An 18,172-nucleotide genomic window follows, 5' to 3' on the forward strand; every position below is an offset into this window, starting at 1 on the left:
TTGGGGGGTAAGCATGTTAAGTCTTCAGCCATTAGACAGTGCCGATGGAGCCGCAGCCTACTATCTAGATGTCGTCAATTATTATGAAAACGATTCTAAAAGTGTTCGTTGGTTAGGAGATGGAGCGAAAATTCTTGGGATCCACGGGCAAGCAGTAGAAAAAGAACAGATGATTGCCCTTCTGAAAGGCATATTACCTGATGGTACTCAACTCGGTCGAATCGATAAGGATGGTATTCATCATCGCCCCGGTTTTGATATGACCCTTACTGCCCCAAAGTCTTTTTCAATTTTACTTGAAAGTGGTGCTGATCCAAGGCTTGGAGAGGTGTTTGATAAGGCCGTAGAATGGTTCGTTGAAGAAATGGAAAAGGAGTTTGCACAAGCCAGGCAACTTGTTGACGGCAAAATTGAATATATTGATACCAGAAATTTAGTCATTGCAGCATTTCGTCAACCAAGCTCTCGTGCCAATGATCCTAATTCACATACGCACCTTGTAGTTCAAAATATGACCCACTGCCCAGATGGGAAGTGGCGCTCGCTTGCCAGTGACATGGATGGTCAAAAAGGCGTGGTTGAACAAATCATGAAGCACCATATCTATGGCGGGCTTAAATTTCGTAACAAATTAGCGAATTTAACCAAAGAACTTGGCTATCAGCTGGCATCTGATGGTGATGGTTTGTGGGAAATCCAGGGTGCACCTGAGCAGGTATTAACTCATTTTTCAAAAAGAAGGGAATCCATCGAAGCATTACTTGACGAAAAAGGCTGGAGTGGTGCTAAAGCATCCTCGATTGCGGCTCAAAAAACAAAATTGGATAAAGAAATCATTGATTATGAGAAATGGAAAGAAGACATCATCAAAGAATGCCAGGAAATGGGCTTTGATCCACATCAACTAGTGGCTTCATCGTATAAGCCTCAGAAAAATCTCTTTCAAACTTTAAAGGAAAACATTGTTGAGCGCTTTTATGGTAAGGATAACATCGAAATGACTCATGCCAGAGAGTCTGTGTATGTGGCCATTGAATCAATCAGTCAACAGCATGCGGTGTTTGAGGAAAGGGAACTTAAAAAAGAAGCGCTAAAATATGTAATCGCCAGCAATAAGATAATCGATGAAACCTTAATTAATAAAGCCATTGATGAAAACATTGCAAATCAAAACCTGTATACGGCAAGACACCCCTTCACACAAAAGCCTTTATTGACAACGCCCTGGCAACTAACACTTGAGAGCGAGGCCATCCAGCGTATTGAAAATGGTAAAGGTGCTGTTTCTGCTATTTGTTCGAAACAAAAAGTCAGTGAGTTTATAAAAGCAAAAGAACAGGAGATGGCATTTGCTTTATCCCCTTCACAGAAAAAAGCTATGACAACCTTCCTAACCTCAACAGACCGATTTATTGCCATTCAAGGGTATGCAGGAACTGGTAAAACCACGATGCTACGTTTGACTCGTGAATTAGCATCTCTTCAGGGCTATGAAATTCGTGGTATTACCGCAGGCTCGGCAGCCGCCAATGAACTGCGCCATAAAGGAGGGTTAAATGCTTCTACCTTTGCAAGAGAGTTAGGGAGATTGCAAAATCAGAAACAGGACTTAAGTAAAACCATATTTGTGGTGGACGAAGCCTCTATGTTATCTAATCCACAAGGACATAAAATCATCAAACTGGCAGAACAGTTTAATACCCAGTTAAAGATCATTGGCGATAAAGCCCAGCTTCCTTCCCCATCCAGCGGGAAATTATTCTCTGTCATTCAAGATTATGGGATTAAAACCGTTGCCATGACGGATAATCTTCGCCAGAAAGACTCAGAATTAAGGGAATCAGCAATTCATGCTGGTAGAGGTGAAATCTATGATGCCGTTGATAAGTTAACTCATGTGGAAACGCTTGATACTTATTTAAAACGGGTTGATTATATTTCAAGTAAATGGTTGTCATTAACACCAGAAGAACGCCAAAACACACTATGCTTTGCCCCAACGCACAGAAATCGCCAGGATATAACTCAGATTTTACGAAACGCTTTAATTCAAGAAGGGACACTAACCGGACAAGAGCATCTGCAACCCATATTAAAAGAACGCAATTTAACTGGAATTAAGCTCAGAAATGCAGCTTATTATAGTCAAAACGATATCATTCGTTTTAATCATACTATTCAGCGGTATAACATCAAAGCAGGAGATTATTTAACTGTTGGGCAGGTCACTAACAAAAACAAGCATAATAATACACTGATTCTTAAGCATGAAAATGGTCAAGCCATAAAATTTAAATTGTCCTCACTACCTGAATTTAGAACTGAAAACAAAGATTTGGAACGGCCTGTTGAAGTATATCGGCGAGAACAATTGAGTCTAATGGCCGGTGATCAAATTCAATGGAAACGTAATTCTGAACACAATGGTATTCGCAACTCTGAATTGGCAACCATCAGACAAATCAACAATGAGGGAATAACAATCATAACGGAAGACAATCAAACCCTACACTTACCTCACGGAGCAAAAGAACTACGACATCTTGATCATGGCTATGTACTCACGACCTATGCTACCCAGGGAAAAGATAAAAAAAGAGGTCTTGGCCTTATTGAAAGCCAAAACCGATTTGCATCAACCATCCAAAACTATTACGTGGAAACAACCCGTGGTATTTGGGAAATGATAGTAGTCACGGACGATAAAGATCATCTGGTTAAAGCCATTACCACCAATAACAGTGACAAGTACTCCTCAATGGATATGGTTGATTCAGATACTCTGAAAGCTCATGAAGCACGTTTTAAAGAGCACAAAAACAGCATAGTCTTACAAAATGCCATTGAAAAAAAATTATCGAAAGAACAGGACTGGAAGGGCTTGGAACAGACAGTAGAAACCTATGTTCAATGCAAACAACAAGGGGAAGATCGAAAAGCGGCAAAATTAGCATTTGCCATTGTGAATGATCCCAAATTGTATCGCCTTGCCAAAGAACGCTTGGGTTTTGGTGTTAGTACCTATCGGCGTGAAGCCCTGCGTTTCCAAACCTCGAAGTTATTACATTCACTACCCAAATCAGAAAGGCAGGATTTTTCTACTGTCAGGCAGTACGTGTTTTTAAACCAACAAATCCTTAAACGAAGTCAGCATATCAATGCCCAATCGTTGGATAATGGAATTTCAAATCAGAATAAACAAGCTCTGCAACAACAGTCCGCTAAACGCAATGCAGTAGCTTTTGTAATTAGTAGGGATCTGGAGCGTTATAAACCTTATTTGCAGCATTTTTCCATCGGAGAACTAAACCGAATTGGATTGCCACAGCATGAATATGGCAAGGAATTTAAAAAAGCACAGATGCGCCTGGAATCACTTGGCAAGCAGGCAACAAGGGACTTAATACGTACCAATATTTCGCTTTATTTAAACGCACAAGGCGAAGAGAAAGAAAGGCTTGCAGTCCAAATTAAAAGAGAATCCAAGTTATCACATTCTTTTGTTTTAACCCATGCAAAAGAATTGAATCAAAAGCCTGAATCATTATGGCAATCCATACATAAAGATGCGCGTTTGCATAGCGATAAATTGTTTCGAAATGGATTAAGTGCTGAGGGAAGATTGGCGTTCGATAACATCAAAGCCTATAAAGCATTACAGCTTGAGCTTAGAGAAAATTGGTCAGCAAGTTTAAAAGAAGCGGGAAACAGTGAAGGGAAGAGTAGTAATCCAAAATCTATTGAGTTACTCACCCGCCGCAATGAGTTAGCTCACGAATTGATGCAAAACAAAGCCATGCCTGAAATAGCCTCTTATTTCAAGCTGGATTTGGCAAAGTTAGCAGTACAAACAGAAAAACAGCAGTATCGGGAAAACATCAAGCAATTTACGGCAAGTAAGTCTAATTTCAAAACACGTCTTGCAGTAATTAATGAGATTAAAAATGATATCACTGGCCATTATCCCTTTATTAAAGAAGCAAATATTGAATCTAAAACCCTTAGTAAATATCTACGAGTTACCGACAGAAAGGAACGATTATCTAATATTTCTTCACCTGAGAAAAAAGACTATCAATGTTTCCTGACTTACAAAAAAGCCAGTATGCAAACTTACAGGCTTTGGCAGCAGGCGCACCTTAATAAAGCTGATGGCAATGTACAAAATAACAAGCTGATATCAGCAGCAATCAGTCAGTCATCAAAACGTGATGCATTGGCTCATCAATTAAAAGGCTCAAAGTACCTTGATTCAATTTTATCCTATGAAAAAGGCAACAAAGAAAAGCTGTTAGCCCAGGCTAGCAACCACCAAATAAAATTGCGTGAAATTAAGGAGCTAAATGAAGTCGTACACACACTATCAATGCAGTTCCCTAGCGTCACAAACTCTAATTCTGCAAAAGAAATATCAGCCTGGAAAAAGAACTGGTTATCTCTTTCCAGTCATATGAAGCAAATTGAAAAGGGCAGCGGTTATCAATTAGCTTTGCAAGAATATCCATTGAATGTGTCATCTGTAAATACAATTAATAAGGAATTAGAAAATAACTACGATTTTAAGCCAGAAACGATCACCCAAAAATCATTGCAATCAACCAATCCGGTCTTACAAAAAATCCAACAATCTGCACAATTTTTGGATGCCAGAATTATTAATGAAGCTCTGATGGCCGACCCAGAAACTACCTATAAAACAATCTGGGGTGAGCCAAAAACACAAAACTCCAGAGAGTTACGTTATTCTGGTGGCTTAATTGTAAGCTTGAAAGGCAAGGACAAAGGCTTATGGCATGATTTCAGTGACGGAATAGGAGGCGCGCCGATTCAAGCGATTATTGCTAGAGATAAGCTGTCCTTTAAAGAAGCACTCTCTCAAGCTGCGTCCATGGTAGGCATAAATCAATTAGAAAACCTTTCCATATTCATAAAAGCCCCCATTTCCAGTAAAAATGAATTACAAAAATTAAATGACCTTGAAAAGAAGAACAAAGTAATTTCTGCAAAAAGTATCTGGGATGGTTCTATTCTTGCAAAGGGAACATTGGCCGAAAAATATTTAAAACAACATCGGGGCATAGAATCCATTGATAAAATGGATATACGTTTCTGGCCCACTGGATCTCAATGGAAAAACTGCAATGAACAAGGATTATTGGAAGATAAAGTTAATAAAATCCCAGCATTAATCATTGCTGCAAGAAATGAAAAAAATGAACTAACAGGCGTTCAACGAATTTATCTGGACAAGCAAACAGCCAGTAAAAATAAATTCATGGACAACCCAAAGCTATCCAAAGGAATCATAGACGGCAGTTGTGGCGTTATTCAAAAAGGAATGCAAGGATCCCGCCTTTATATCGCCGAAGGTTTTGAAACAGGTGCTTCCATCGCTCTCGCGGACAGCAAAGCCACAGTTTTATGCTCCTTTGGCGTTTCAAACATGAAGAACTTAAGCCCAATCATCAAAAAATTCCATTCAAAAGAAGTTGTTATTGCAGGAGATAATGATGGAGAGTTCGCTAAATCACAACAAGCCATCGAAAAAACAATTAATGCCTTTAAACAAGATAACTTAAGTGCCAGAGCAGTATTTCCCGATGGGTTGCAGGGAAAAGCAAAAACAGACTGGAACGATATTCATTTAAGCAAAGGGATTGCAGAAATCCAAAAGCAACTAATGAGAAAGGATATAGGAGCCATTTCCTCAATCGTTGATAAGCCAATTGAACTACCAAAAACAATTGCCGATTTTGTACAAATAAAGTCCATGAAGTTAAGCGGCAGCCAAATCATTTCCATTAGAGACAATGCTGCAACCATTGACAATAAAAGAGACTTAAATCAATTAGTCGCAGCTTACAACAAAAGTCAACAAGCATTAGAAAAATCTGGCTCCTTCACTCCTGAAAAAACACTGCCCACAAAAACAAGGAGTGAAATAGAAATGGATCGTTAGATACACCAACCATAGCATAGCGTATGCTCACACTGAAAATATCTGCCATTGATACTAAATCAGGTGTTCATATTATTTTTCTGTTTTAAACACATAATCTTAGAGAACCCCCAAAGGATATTGGGACAATCAAGGGACATAACCACTTCGGTAATTCAGTGCCTCAGACTCAAAAAATACCCGTTTGAACTATAATTAAACACATCGGGTCTTATTTATAGAGGGCAAAGGATGGCCAAACTAAATCCAATTTCGTTTGAAGAAGCATTAGAGAATTCAACCAACAAAAATAGATCCATATTGTTGGGTAATGGCTTCAGTATTAGTTTATGTGAAAATTTTGATTATAAATATCTATACAAACAAGCACAAAAGTTAGCAGATGAAGGGGAGATATCCATAAGTAAGAGCATCAAAAATCTATTTGATGACATCAATACCTGCGATTTTGAGAAAGTGTTGGACCATTTAAATATAACTATAGAAACCATAAAACATTATCCTAAAGCGGAATTACTCAACAGAACTCTCAATAAGGATAAGGATAATCTAATTGCCGCTTTCTACAATACAATAAACTCTGTTCATCCCAAATTCCAAAGCGACATTTCTCCTGGTACTTTCATAGCATGTTTAAAAATATTATCAAACTTTAACAAAATATTTACTACAAACTATGATCTTTTACTGTATTGGATAATTATGAATAGGACTAATCAACATTTAGACCTGTTCAATTTACATGATTTTGACTTTTCATCATTACCACATGACGATGGATTTACGCGTGATATGAATACCAATGATTTTCCAAAATGGAATAATAATCTTTCAAGGGGTCCGCAAGATGTTTTTTACTTACATGGAAGCTTATTCATTATTAATGCTATAGAAAATTTTATTAAGATTAATAACGATAGCAAAGACGGGCGCATTTTAGAACAGATAGATAAATGGTTGAAGGATGACCAGCAACCATTAATTGTTTTAGAGGGTAATTATAAAGATAAGGCTAAAAAAATTTATAGACACTCATACCTTCGATGTTGTCTAAATGCTTTATCTACTTTAAAGGGTGATCTATTTTTAATCGGCTTTTCAATAAACGATGAAACGGACAAACACATCATTGAAAGCATTCAAGAATCTGTGATTGAAAGGGTTTATGTTGGGTACTATAAAGAATTAGATAAAGATTTTGAAAAAAGAATAAAACAATTATCGTATACAAATGACCCAAGCAGAGAAAGAGAACTATTTATTTTCAATACAAATGAAGCAATACAATGGAAAGCTATTAAGCTAGTTACTAAAGGTAAATAGTTATCTACAACTGTCCCATATGTGTCCCATAATCCGGATGGTGATTTTGAAAACAACCTATAACCATTGGTATACCTGGTGCCGCTGCGCGGAATCGAACCGCGAACCTTTTGAATATTAATCAGAAGAATTGAGTTCATATATATATGATAAAACTCAATATTTGAGTTTGTATTATATATTCAGGGGCAATTATGGGGTACTGCATTTTTGTCTGTAAGCAAAAACAAACTTATTTGTTTGATTTTTTGCCTCATTATTTTACTTTTAGCGAATCGAAATGGGTGGCGCAAATGCCTTTAGTAGAGTTTACCTACTAGGAGGTGACCGCCAGTAAGACCGAACATAAATGGGATCGCTGTATAGCTTTCTCCAATGTTGCCTTACAAAAACGGTTTTTTTGCTATGTAGCATCAAGTACTCCTTCAGTTACTTCCCTAGTAAATCCTAGGTTTTGAGCTTTATTGCCCTGTTCCAATAGCAATTTTCTCAAAGTGAAATAACATAAGGCGGAGCGCCACTGTTTAATTATAGAGCATAAATGAGTCCTAATTTTCTAAACTAGGCTAAAATTAGATAAAAAGGATAAATAATGATAAAAAATAGTGAAAAGGAATCAATAATCCGCATTAGACCATTTTTAAAATGGGCCGGCGGTAAGTTCCAGATAATAAATAAAATTCGTGCGAGCCTACCTAAAGGGGCTCGTTTGATTGAACCGTTTGTAGGTTCAGGAGCAGTTTTTTTAAATACGAACTATAACAAGTTTATACTCGCTGATATTAATGCTGATCTAATTAACTTGTTTGAACATTTGAAGTTTGAAAAGCATGATTTTATCCATTTTTGTAAGCAATTTTTTACTGCTGAATTTAATAAAAAATCAACCTTCCTATCATTGCGTACAGAATTTAATTCAACTACAGATAGCCACTTGAAGGCTGCACTATTTATTTATCTCAATCGTCATGCTTTTAATGGCCTCATGAGGTACAACAGTTCTGGCATGTTTAACACGGCTTTTGGGGATTATAAAAAACCTTATTTTCCAGAAAATGAAATGTTGGTTTTTATTCAAAAAGCGGAAAAAGCAGAATTTAAATGTGCTGATTATAGCGTAATTATGGGAGAAGCTATTAAAGGAGATGTAGTTTATTGCGACCCCCCATATGTTCCATTATCTGCATCAGCCAATTTTACAAAATATCATTCCACAGCTTTTGGACAAGAAGACCAGAGACGATTAGTTGAGTTAGCTAAAGAACTGGCTGCGAAGGGGATTCCTGTAATTTTATCTAATCATGATACGGCTTTTACTCAGAATTTATATCAAGGATCAAGCATTATCAGTTTTGAGGTGCAACGGAATATCAGTTGTAACGGGAGCACAAGGGGACGAGCACGTGAAATGCTTGCCCTATTTAATTAGGGGTGTTGCCATGAAGCAGGGTGGTTCATATGCAAATAGTAGCGGAAAGGTTCTTGAGGGATTAGTAGAGTTCGCTCTAACAAAAAAGGGCTTTACTGTAACTCGTTATAAGGATTGGAAATTAAACCCTTCGAATTTTGGCGAAGAGCTATTATTAAAAAATGTGCCATATGAAGGAATTTATAAACATGCCAGTACCACCGAGTTTGTCTTAATATCTAAGGCATATAACTTAAATACAAGAATTGAATGTAAATGGCAACAAGTTTCTGGGAGTGCTGATGAAAAACTACCTTATTTGTTTTTGAATTGTTCTGAAAAAATGTTTGAGCCCCATATTATTATTTTACTTGACGGGGGTGGTTCAAAGACTGGAGCAGTAAATTGGCTACGTGAGGAGTGTGATAAATTTAATTTAAGCCAGTCAAATGCTTCAAAACGGCAAATAGACTTAATGGATATGACCGATTTTGTTAAATGGGTTAATACAGTTTTTAAATAGAGATGAGAATATTGAATAAGAGAGTTTCCATGCAATATCAGCCAATTATGAAGCAAATAAGAGCGGCCATCTCCAAAAATGATGCTGATCAATTATTGAATATTACTTCAGCAGATTGGGTAATGGTTTATTTATATACAGATCATATTTTCCTAAACTCATTTACCGTTGAGCAAGAAAATTTTGATTTATATGATTCAGATGAGATTTTGTCCTTAGATTTTCCTTTAAAAGAGTCTTCGATTTCTTGCTTCAAGCATAGCGAAGATGATGGTTATAGTAGTTCAATGGAAGTTTCACACGAGTTTGGTTTAGATAATAGCTTAATGTGGCCACTTTTCTTCAGTCGTGCAAACTATAAAGATGGGAAATTAATTACCCAATATGAATTATTACAACATTTTGTTCATGCTAATGGTTTGTATTTGGATAATGAAAAGGGTACTTTCAATTTAATAAACGAGGATGGTGATGTAGAACCAAGGGCATTAATAATAGTTGAGCAGAATTTTAATTTAATACTTTTTGAAAGAAAAGCATTAGATTATTACTTGGGTTATGCAAATCATTTTTTAGTACGTTTTTTTGAGTTAAAAGAATTAGAGAGTCCTCTGCAATGGAGTATTAGTAGTTTACAAACTTCAAGAATCAAACGAAGAATTTATGAATATGAAGATATACCACGGTTTAAAGGTGCAGAGGTAATCCAAACAGTCTATTCAATTGAGCAGATTGAAAAAGGCGATCCTAAGAAATACGAGAATTTTATTATTACTGATTTTAAAAATAGTAAAATAGTCGAATGGTCTTGTGCTCCAGAAATGCTTGATAATTACTATAAAGATACTGGTAAACCTTTTCAGACAAGCCCAGCATTTTTTAATCCAGAAGTATTGTCTAAATATAAAAATAATCATGAGAAATATGAGGTCAGAGATCGGGGAATTCATTGCTATGGAAGTTGGAGTTTGAAGTCTTACTCAATAAATGATGAAGGACAGGTGCACGCTTATATTTATTGTTTAGGGCAATTACCCCATAAAGAACAGCTTCATTGGAAGCAGTATAATGAAGAGCCAAAAGCGGGGATTTCAAAAGTCGCTTATAACACGGATTTTTTAGCTGAATTCGATGAAGAAGAAAGTTCTCTTAGAGCGATAAAACAAAAATTAGCCAATTTTCCTCCTTATTCTTTAGATAAGGAAAAATTTGTATTATGGGCTCCTAAAGGGGGTGATATTGATATGCTATTAAAGCAGATTCACCCAGTTATTACTGATATCAAAAAAGAGTATTTAGATTATTTGTTGAATTTGACTATTTTAGTTATTGATGGATTACAGGAAAAGGTCATTCGTAGATTAGTAAATGCTGAAGAGAATAAGAGGAGCCTTGAGTGTTTGGAGATACTTTTGAAAAACTGGGGTTCTCCAAATGCAGATAAGATAATGAAAGCACTAAGGTGCTTGCAAGCTAAAAGAAGTAAATATGCTGGCCATGGTGGTGGTAAAATTGATTTTGATATTAAAGAGGATTCTTTGGCAATTACTTATGAAATTAATGAGGCTATACACTTGTTAAGTGAGGAAATTGATAAAAATAGCAGGTAAAGGAATTTATTTTAAATGCCCCATGTTATTGGGATGAGTTGCTATTTGTTATTTCTGAGTGCCCCATCAGTGCCCCTCAGACCGTTTCAGTTTTTACTACTCGTAACTACTTGATTTTATTGGTGGGCCCACTAGGACTTGAACCTAGGACCAACGGATTATGAGGAGTATGTTAAAAGTCTAAGGGCAAGATAAAGCTATAGTGATTCCTGTTGAATACCTTTTAATTTATTAAATTTGTTTAAGGTATCTTTGGTTATTTGAACGATTTTATCATCATCAAAATTAAATTTATCAACGGCAATTTCTTTGATGATGCCATTAATTTGAATAATGAGTTTTTGGCAATACTCTTCAATGTTTGTAGTCTTCTGCTCATCTTTATTATCAGACTTACTGTTCATCACCATCAGTCCAATTTCAACAAGCCGTGTTGTCGTATAAGAGAGTGAATCATTCTCCTTACCGGCTATTTTAATTATTTGTTTATGAAGATTGTCAGGTAAGGTCACGGTGATTCTAGCCATAATATAACCTCTTTTTCGATTGTGTTGGATGTCTGGCTGATGCATCCATGCACGCCACCCCTAATTACAATTAGATCATATTAGGCTATATATTTCAACTGGTTACGAGTGTCAGTATGCAGATCTGCATCAGATAAATCTGACAAAATATTTAAAAGTGATGCACATTTGCATACTGGTTTTTGATTGCTATTTAGCAAATATTTAGTGTTTCGTAGCCGATTCTTGCAAATATGATTTTATATTGAATAAATACAATGAGTTACACACACAGCAACCAGTTGCGAAAGGTGTGGTGCGACAAGATAAGTCGCTGTTTTGAGTTGTTAATCGGAAGGAATTTCGAAAACCATTTGTATCGTCAGATGAACCTACGGGAGTTAATAAAGCCTCCCTGACAATGTAGTGAAACTACAGCTGAAGGGCTGATAGTGAGATGTTAACATCCGAAAGGAAGTAAATCTACCTGATAGCCAAAATCGGGATAGCTACTAGGTAGCTGGTATGGTGAACATAAGTGAATCTGTGATAAAGGTCGTAACTCGCAACAAGCGCAATTGGCTGAATCGCTTGAACCAAAAGGTACGAAAGGTAGCTGGGGAAATCACACGAACCCCACACGATTACGAAACTTTCCGGCCGAGAGCAGACACCTAACCCGGCATTACTTGAACAGCGGAACTTGGAAACCCTATATTTCTCTTCGTAAGAAGACAGTAGCCTGCAAAGGCTGCCTATGGAAGTGTAGGCTTGGGATATCGGAAAAAGCGAAGGCCAATTTGTAATGAGTTGGATACGGGTTTCAATGTCACCCGGTCTGAAAAGAAGCCCACGTCCGATTGGTCTTTCATTGCGAAAGAATTTGCAGAATTTGTAGAAGTGAGGAAAGCAAATGACGGATAATTTATTATCTGGTGCGCCTGACGCATTCATCTTAAATACAAAGTGGGATCAGCTCGACTGGCCTAGTATTGAGAAAAATGTATACAGACTTCAAGTGCGTATCGCAAAGGCAGTGAGTAATAAACAGCACGGAAAAGTGAAGTCATTGCAATGGCTGCTGGTTAATTCCATCAGCGCAAAACTTCTTGCAGTGAGACGAGTAACGACAGCAAAAGGAAGCAAGACGCCTGGTATTGATGGTGTTGTTTGGACAACATCAGAAGAAAAATGCGAGGCGGTGCGCAACCTAAAAGCAAGAGGGTATAAGGCAACTCCGCTTCGAAGGATTTACATCCCGAAGAAGAATGGAAAAGAGCGTCCACTAAGCATACCCACTTTGAAAGATCGGGCAATGCAAGCACTCTATTTGTTAGCATTAGAACCCGTTGGAGAGACTACAGCTGATCTAAATTCCTATGGATTTAGACCAAAGCGAAGTACTCATGACGCGATATACCAGTGCTATGCAACCTTGGCACGGAAAAATTGCGCTCAATGGATTTTAGAAGGCGACATTAAGGCCTGTTTTGATGAAATTGATCATGGATGGCTCAAAAGTAATATCATAATAGATCAACGAGTGCTAACACAGTGGTTGCAGGCAGGCTACATGGAAAAGAATCAATTATTTGAAACAGCACGAGGTACTCCGCAAGGTGGTCCAGCCTCACCACTGCTCGCAAATATGGTTCTAGACGGACTTGAGAGGGAAATTCACTCCGGCTGTGGGCAAGGCAATAAAATAAATTATATTCGTTTTGCCGATGATTTCATCGTAACTGCAAACAGTCCTGATATCCTCAAAGAAAAAGTGATGCCGATAATTTCAAACTTTCTTGCACAACGAGGTCTTTCATTGTCACAGGAAAAAACCAAAATTGTGCATATCGAGGAAGGCTTTGATTTTCTCGGATTTAATGTCAGGAAATATAAGGGTAAGTTCTTAACTACGCCCTCAAAAGACAGCATTAAATCCGTACAAATGAAAATCAAAGAGACCGTCAAGAAAGGATATGGTTGGAAAGGCTCGGAGCTTATCTCAGCGCTGAATCCTATCATAAAAGGATGGGCTAACTATCATCGAAAAGTCGTCTCAAAAGCAACATTTTCCGAACTGGATAATTACATATATCAAGAAACATTCCGTTGGACGATGAGGAAGTTTAGTGGTCATAATCGCTATAAAGCAATGGATCGTTATTTTCGAAATCGTAGCCTTACAAGGCGCTGGATTTTTAGTGACGTGGTTAAGGCCAAGGACGGTACGAAGAAGTATGTTTGTATTAACAAAATGATGGATATAAAAATACAACGACACGTCAAAATTAGGTCGAGCGCCAACCCCTATCTACCCGAGTATGTTAAATACTTTGAAGATAGAAAAAAATGGGCTAAAGACTGCTCCTTTGTTCAACGAATAAAGGACAAACAATTGAATGTTATTGGTAGCGAATACCTGCTGGGTGAATAGCTTCAGAAAGGCTTGAGCGTAGTGCGGTGAAAGTCGCATGCTGCGTTCTTAGGCTTACTATTACCCATAACTAAGAAAGAGCAAGATTCCAACCTTCCGCAAGGTCGACTAATCTTTTCCATCCTCTCCACAATGTTATAGGACCAGGTTCCCCATCGTTTTTACGGGCTAAAAAGCCGCCTAGCTGAGCTATCCATTTCACGGCTTCTTTTATTGTGGGTGGTGTTTCAGGATAGTGTTTTGTATGATGTATTTTGGTATACAAGACGTTCCATTCCTCATTAGCCAATAAGAACGAACAAGGAAGATCGGGGCTTTCTCTAGCAACTAGTGTGATAAAAAAAATTCGCCATGCAATGACACTCATTATTGTAAGAAAGCGAACTAATCTATCGGCTGCACCGAGCCTGCATTCTTCAACTTTAAAACCAGATTTTAAGATTTTGTGAAAAATTTCTATCCTCCATCTTAAGCAATACCATTGTATTTTTTCTACTGCCTCTTCAAAATTATTAATGTCTATGTTGGTCAACAACATCCAATTCATAGGCTCTTCGCCCAGAGGAGGAGATTGTTCTATGACATACACTGCATTTAGTTTTAAATCAGGGAGTGTTCTGGTTTTACGTTTCACGTTATTTTTAGGAGGGTTCATCACAAAATGATCAAACCTTACTTCTAATGTTGCTGTTCTTTTAGGCTTATTATCTCGAGCAGGAATAGTGACTTGAATTTCCCCCCGACAAGGCGAACCACTCACCAAATCCCATAATTTTTCACCACTTTTTTTAGAGTAAATTGATGTCTTATTTACTGTTCTATCTTGACGTGCCCTCACTACAAAAGGACATTGATTTGTCGATGCTACTTCAAATAAATCATAAATATCTGCCTCTCTATCACAAACAGTAACCACCTTAGCATTTTTTAAATCCGGATAATTATTAGAGTGTTCGAGAGACTCGATCCAACGCATACTTTCTTTTTCCTCTATAGGAAGAGCGATATTATGACTTCTTTTTTTCAACTCCTTTACTGTCTCATCTAAAAGCGGTCTAGAACTAATTTTTTGATCCAGTAATCCTATAGGCAGGCCTTCTGTAGTTACTGCAAATGTGGTATGCATTACCAATCCATGAGTTTGAAAATTAGTTGTTTTAGAGCGAACTCTAGCTGCTATAATTCCTAATCCTTCAGTCTTTTTATGATTTTTATAAGAAATATAACTCGTATCCTGGATGGCTAAAATAGTTGGATAGTTCTTGGCTCTTTCAATAGTTTTAGTGATATGACTATCAAGGATTTTTCTTTCCGATACAGCATCATTTTGAAAAAATCTATAAGCTGCTTTACTTTGATGCCAATCGTCACATGCTCGATTTATTGAACATTCAGGGGAGTTGGCAAAGCTATCTGCTATTTTTAGAAGTCTTTTACTTAATCGTTTATCACCAAAATTAACTATTCCGAACTCACTCTCTGCCCATCCAGAAGATGAGTTATTTTGATTCCCTTTTATCATTTGCTCTCATTATCAGTCAAAATACTGCCCTTATTTATAACAGAGAGTTAAATTAAAGAAAAAGTTTTTCTTATAATTTATAGACTTATGGGTAATAGTAAGGTTCTTAGGGGACGGGATCGGGGCAACTCGATCCTGTTACCCGACCTGTCTTCTTTTTATAGGTTGATTTTATTCATTAATTTTGTACGGAAATTTATGCGAGCATGAAAATATTTTATCAAGCGCAGGACAATTGCGCGTTTGTGATTTTATGCTGAATCTACATTTCGGCTACCCAATTTACAAGTCATGCTCACCCAGCGTTAACCTACTCTGCTCTTTGCTTGTTTCCAGATAGACATCAACTCATCAAAAGTTTGTCCTTCCAAATTAATGAGTTTCATTTCATGAGCAATCATTTTGACAGCGCGGAGCCGCCGCTCAAATTTTTCCACGGTTTGTTGCAGTGTATCTTTGAGATCTAATTTACAAAATACACACAGTGAAAACACGGCATGCAATAGGTCACCTATTTCTTCCTGCAAAGCAGATGAGTTATCATTAATTCCTGCTTTTAAATGCTCATCGACTTCAATACACTCACTTTGGATTTGAGTCATAATCTGATCGGTCGTTTCCCACTGAAAACCAAATTCAGTAGCTTCATTTTCTAATGCTGCAATTTTTTCTAATAGATTCATTAATTATTTCCACGTTATTCTTGTCTACCACGTAAATATAAAACTTTTGTGTTCGATCCAGGATTGACTCGTTCTTCCGTTTCAAAAATCTCCGGTTTTCCCTTAACCAAATCACTCAGCTTTTTGAAACCATAAAGCCTGGAATCAAAGTCTGGTTTTAACTTAGTTAAATAGCCACCAAATGTTCCTATGTATGCCCAACCAGTATCATCGTATGAGTTATTTAATGCTTCTAGAATAAATTCTTTTGGAAATTCTTGTGCTGAGGGTTCATTAGCTTTTGCTTGTTTAACAGGCTGCTTTCTCTTTTTTGACTGGCTAATTAATTGATCAGGTGGTGCTACAGGGCGTAGTACTTCAGTGAAAATAAATTTATTGCAGGCATTACGAAATGCCTCTGGTGTTTTTTTTTCTCCAAATCCAAAAACTTGCAACCCTTCTTCACGAATACGGTTAGCAAGACTTGTAAAATCACTATCACTTGACACGATACAAAAACCACCAAAACGATGCGTATAAAGTAGATCCATAGCATCAATAATAAGTGCACTATCTGTTGCATTTTTTCCAGAAGTAAAAGCAAACTGCTGTACTGGTTTTATAGCGTATTTATGCAATACCTTTTTCCATTGTGCGCTAGATGGTAAGGTGAAATCGCCATAAATTCTCCTTACGATAGCATCTCCATAACCAGCAATCTCAGTTAAAAGACCATCAATAATAACTGCTCGAGCATTATCAGCATCAATAAGTACAGCTAATTTTAACGCGGCTTCATCTGTTGTAATTTTTGTCATGCTAATTGACCTGTTTTATAAATTATTTATTTTTGGAACGATAAAATTTACACTCAACACCATGACCAAGTTCATCTTTATAATATTCCATACCACACTTCTCCATTACTCGATGTGATGCACTATGTTTGAGTGGCGCAAAAGCAATAATATAATCAGAATTGATATTTATTTTACTCCATTCAAGAAGTGCCTCTAGTGCTTCAGATGCATAACCCATACCCCAAAATTTTCTTACAATAAGGTATCCAACTTCAATTTCCCCTGTTTCAATTGGCCCAAATCCACATCGTCCAATGAATTCATGAGTCACCTTATTGAATATAACAAAACCAGGCAATCCTTTATCTCCATAAAGGTTCATAATCTGTTTTATTCTTCGCTTAGTCTGCTCGCGATCTTGTGTTCCATCAGGAAAGAATTTTCTAACTTCTCGGTCTGCATGAAGCTGAGCAACTTGATCTAAGTCCTCATCCTTAATTAAACGCAAAAGCATCCTTGGTGTTTCAATTTTAATGGTCATATTGGTTCACTTATAATCCTATATTTTCTATATATTGAATTTCTTCTTGTGTAAGCTCAAAGTCATATATGTTTAAATCATTATCCATGTGTTGTTGATTTGTAGTGCCGGTTAAAGGCAATATCCCCACTTGGTTTGCAAAGCGAAATATAATTTGCGGGATGGTTTTATCATATTTTACAGCAAGTGATTGCATGTGAGGGTTTAATAAATACCGCTGATTCGCAGTGAGCAAAGAAAATCCTTGATAGATAATCTTGTTTTTTTGACTAAATGTCCTAACGTCTTGATCCCATTGTGTTATGGCGAAACATCTATTTTGTATAAACGACGGCTTTATAGAGACTTTTCTATATAGTTCTTCAACTTGTACCATATTAACGTTAGAAATGCCGAGAAACTTTACCTTTCTACTACACACCAGCTCTTCCATGGCCTGCCAAATTTCTAAATCTGCATCGATTATTCCATGAGATAGTGAAGGGCCATGAAGTATATAGGCGTCAATGTAGTCTGTCTGTAAATGTTCTAGTGAGCTTGCAAAGGATTGCTTGACCTGGTTGGTCAATGAATCAAATTCATCATAAGGTTTTCTATGATCTTGGCCATGTACAGAGGTAAATTTTGTTTGTAGAAATAAATCACTGCGTGTTTTTTGACTAGTTGTTAAAAATTGATCAATTGCATCACCCACGGCTTCTTCAAAATAATGCCTACGTTGATTGGCAGTATCAATCCCTCGAAATCCTGAGTTGAGTGCCTGGAGCACCAAACGTTTTGTGTCATCTTCTTTCCATGCTGTACCATATAAAATAGGGGGAGTGGTTGATGTGTCGTTTTGTTTTATATTCATAATGCCGCCTCCATTGGTGTCACAGCATAAC

The 18,172-nt window shown here is 37.1% G+C and carries 13 protein-coding genes; 7 read left to right on the forward strand and 6 right to left on the reverse strand.

The window, feature by feature from the left end:
* Window positions 1-13: 13 nt before the first annotated feature.
* From traI to OQI99_RS02140, 6 genes are all read left to right on the forward strand, one after another.
* Entirely contained in the window at window positions 14-5,959 is a 5,946-nt protein-coding gene (traI, locus tag OQI99_RS02115; RefSeq protein WP_010947790.1) for a conjugative transfer relaxase/helicase TraI, read from the forward strand.
* Window positions 5,960-6,190: 231 nt separating this feature from the next.
* Window positions 6,191-7,282, forward strand: a complete 1,092-nt coding sequence (locus OQI99_RS02120; protein WP_010947789.1) for a DUF4917 family protein — start codon at window positions 6,191-6,193, stop codon at window positions 7,280-7,282.
* 194 nt (window positions 7,283-7,476) lie between these two features.
* A complete protein-coding gene (locus OQI99_RS02125; RefSeq protein ID WP_015444247.1) occupies window positions 7,477-7,602 on the forward strand; it encodes a hypothetical protein in 126 nt (41 codons plus the stop codon).
* Window positions 7,603-7,874: 272 nt separating this feature from the next.
* Window positions 7,875-8,711: a Dam family site-specific DNA-(adenine-N6)-methyltransferase gene (locus OQI99_RS02130; RefSeq protein WP_010947788.1), complete on the forward strand. Its 837-nt coding sequence runs from the start codon at window positions 7,875-7,877 to the stop codon at window positions 8,709-8,711.
* Between the two features lie 10 nt (window positions 8,712-8,721).
* Window positions 8,722-9,213: a PD-(D/E)XK nuclease superfamily protein gene (locus OQI99_RS02135; protein WP_015444248.1), complete on the forward strand. Its 492-nt coding sequence runs from the start codon at window positions 8,722-8,724 to the stop codon at window positions 9,211-9,213.
* A 29-nt stretch (window positions 9,214-9,242) separates the two neighbouring features.
* Entirely contained in the window at window positions 9,243-10,823 is a 1,581-nt protein-coding gene (locus OQI99_RS02140) for a hypothetical protein (protein WP_015444249.1), read from the forward strand.
* Between the two features lie 197 nt (window positions 10,824-11,020).
* On the opposite strand, the gene OQI99_RS02145 is transcribed toward OQI99_RS02140, so the two are convergent.
* Window positions 11,021-11,350 carry a hypothetical protein gene (locus OQI99_RS02145; protein WP_223499473.1) on the reverse strand — a complete coding sequence of 110 codons (330 nt, stop codon included), beginning with the start codon at window positions 11,348-11,350 and terminating at the stop codon, window positions 11,021-11,023.
* Window positions 11,351-12,242: 892 nt separating this feature from the next.
* Between OQI99_RS02145 and ltrA the strand changes: the two genes are divergently transcribed.
* Entirely contained in the window at window positions 12,243-13,763 is a 1,521-nt protein-coding gene (gene ltrA / locus OQI99_RS02150) for a group II intron reverse transcriptase/maturase (protein WP_010947783.1), read from the forward strand.
* A gap of 70 nt (window positions 13,764-13,833) precedes the next feature.
* Here the strand turns inward: ltrA and OQI99_RS02155 are convergent, their stop codons facing one another.
* From OQI99_RS02155 to OQI99_RS02175, 5 genes are all read right to left on the reverse strand, one after another.
* The gene (locus OQI99_RS02155) at window positions 13,834-15,285 is read right to left on the reverse strand and encodes an IS4-like element ISLpn5 family transposase (RefSeq protein ID WP_010947782.1); all 1,452 of its coding nucleotides are present in this window, start codon (window positions 15,283-15,285) and stop codon (window positions 13,834-13,836) included.
* Window positions 15,286-15,590: 305 nt separating this feature from the next.
* Window positions 15,591-15,968 (reverse strand): MazG nucleotide pyrophosphohydrolase domain-containing protein, encoded by a 378-nt coding sequence (locus OQI99_RS02160; protein ID WP_010947781.1) that lies wholly within the window; start codon window positions 15,966-15,968, stop codon window positions 15,591-15,593.
* Between the two features lie 14 nt (window positions 15,969-15,982).
* Window positions 15,983-16,765: an NYN domain-containing protein gene (locus OQI99_RS02165; RefSeq protein WP_010947780.1), complete on the reverse strand. Its 783-nt coding sequence runs from the start codon at window positions 16,763-16,765 to the stop codon at window positions 15,983-15,985.
* Between the two features lie 22 nt (window positions 16,766-16,787).
* The gene (locus tag OQI99_RS02170; RefSeq protein WP_010947779.1) at window positions 16,788-17,288 is read right to left on the reverse strand and encodes a GNAT family N-acetyltransferase; all 501 of its coding nucleotides are present in this window, start codon (window positions 17,286-17,288) and stop codon (window positions 16,788-16,790) included.
* 10 nt (window positions 17,289-17,298) lie between these two features.
* Window positions 17,299-18,141, reverse strand: coding sequence for an aldo/keto reductase family protein (locus tag OQI99_RS02175; protein WP_010947778.1), 843 nt, complete (start codon window positions 18,139-18,141; stop codon window positions 17,299-17,301).
* Between the last annotated feature and the right edge of the window lie 31 nt (window positions 18,142-18,172).

The organism is Legionella sp. PATHC039, from assembly GCF_026191275.1.
Taxonomy (GTDB): Bacteria; Pseudomonadota; Gammaproteobacteria; order Legionellales; family Legionellaceae; genus Legionella; species Legionella pneumophila.